Origin of the sequence: Azoarcus taiwanensis, from assembly GCF_012910885.1 — a bacterium.
In the GTDB taxonomy this organism is placed as follows: Bacteria; Pseudomonadota; Gammaproteobacteria; order Burkholderiales; family Rhodocyclaceae; genus Azoarcus_F; species Azoarcus_F taiwanensis.
In genome coordinates this window covers 1-793 of sequence record NZ_WTVM01000281.1, presented here as the reverse complement: position 1 = coordinate 793, position 793 = coordinate 1, and the positions used below count along the sequence as shown (strand labels likewise).

1 protein-coding gene is annotated in these 793 nt (G+C 66.8%); it reads right to left on the bottom strand.

All coding sequences use genetic code 11. From position 1 onward, the window contains the following. The coding region (gene istA / locus GPA21_RS20760; RefSeq protein ID WP_339379843.1) for an IS21 family transposase at positions 1-767 on the bottom strand (767 nt) is incomplete at its 3' end. Positions 768-793: the final 26 nt, after the last annotated feature.

The following is a 793-nucleotide window of genomic DNA, read 5'->3' as shown; positions in this document are numbered from 1 at the left end:
ACGAAGCTGCGCCCCGGCACGAAGTTGCGCTTGACGTATTTCACGCCGGACTCGACCTTGCCCTTGGTCTGCGCCCGATACGGCTGACACAGCCGCGGGGTGAAGCCCCAGTGATCGGCGAAGGCGGCGAAGGTCGTGTTCAACCGTGGGCGCCGTTGGCCGTCGGCACCGGTGAGCGTGCCGAGCACGACGGTGCGCATGCGGTCGTAGAGCAGGCATTCACACCGGCCGCCGAAATGGGCGAAGGCCCGTTCATGGGCGGCGAGCAACTCGGCCATGCGCTCGTGCATGAAACCCTCGGCGTAGCCGCGCCGGCTGTAGCCCAGAGTCATGACGAAGATGTGCACCTTGGTGCGCTGCTCACCGATGCGCACGCTGACCTGGCCCCAGTCGACCTGTGCCTGCTCGCCCGGCGCGGTTTCGAAGCGGCGCTGCGTGAGCCCGGCCTGCCAGGCTTCGGCCCGCAACGGGCGTACCGCAAGCTTGACGGTCTCGTAGCTGCCGGTAAAGCCGCGCTGTGCGCGCAACTCCTGGTAGAGAATGCGCGCCGAGTAATTGACCTGCGGGGCACGCTCAACCAGCCAAGTGCGATGGGCATCGAGCACGGTGAGCACGCCCTTCTCCCGTCGGTAGGGTGCCCACGCCGATTGGCGCAGGCACGCGCGTACCGTCTTTCGATCCAGGTCGAACTCGCGTGACAGCGCCGAGATGTTCGCGCCGGCCGCGTGCCGCTCATGAATCGCCTTCCACTGTTCGCGTCCGATCACATCGCCCTCCGTGTCCGGTTTCAACC